Here is a 721-nt window from a genome sequence, read left to right on the forward strand (position 1 = left end):
ATTCACGCCGAGCAGCCTGGGGATCCCCGGTGTGGGCGCCACGTCCGGCCAGACTCCCCGCTAGGTGGCTGCCATGAGGATCTCCCATTCCGCGATGCCGGTGATCCGGCTGATCGTGCTCGTCGTGTTCGCCACCGCCTGCGCCGTGTTCTTCGGCTACCTCTGGGTGAACTCCGGCGGCAAGCTCCCCTTCAGCAGCTCCCGCTACACGCTCACGGCGACCTTCCCGCGCGTGGCGAACCTCGTGCCCGACTCCGACGTGATGATCAGCGGCGTCGCCGTCGGCAAGGTGGCCGAGATCAAGAACGACGGTGACCGCGCGCACGTCACCATGGAGCTCGATCAGCAGTACCCGCTGCACGGTGGGGTGACGGTCCAGGTCCGGAACAAGACGCTCGTGGAGGAGACCTTCCTCCAGCTGACCGACGGCGACGGTCCGGCCCTGGACAGCGGAGCGGTCCTGCCGGAGAACGCGGGCAAGCCCGCTGTCGGCCTGAACGACGTGCTGGCCAGCATCGATCCTTCGACCAGGCAGGCGCTGGCGAGCACCGTCCGCTCGCTCGGGGCGTCCACGAAGGACAGCCAGGACAGCATCTCCCGCGCCTTGAGCGGTCTCGGTGACCTCGGCCGTGAAGGGCAGGGCGCGCTGGCCGCGCTGTCCGCGCAGAGTGAGGACCTGAAGAAGCTCAGCGGGAACGCAGCCAGCCTCCTCGCCGCACTG

Annotated in this window: 1 protein-coding gene; it reads left to right on the forward strand. The window is 68.8% G+C overall.

The genetic code is table 11. From position 1 onward, the window contains the following. Nucleotides 1-73 precede the first annotated feature (73 nt). Nucleotides 74-721, forward strand: a 648-nt coding sequence (locus H5411_RS46650; protein ID WP_246370573.1) for an MlaD family protein, incomplete at its 3' end; no start/stop codon positions are given.

The organism is Amycolatopsis echigonensis, from assembly GCF_014174495.1.
GTDB classification, from domain to species: domain Bacteria; phylum Actinomycetota; class Actinomycetes; order Mycobacteriales; family Pseudonocardiaceae; genus Amycolatopsis; species Amycolatopsis echigonensis.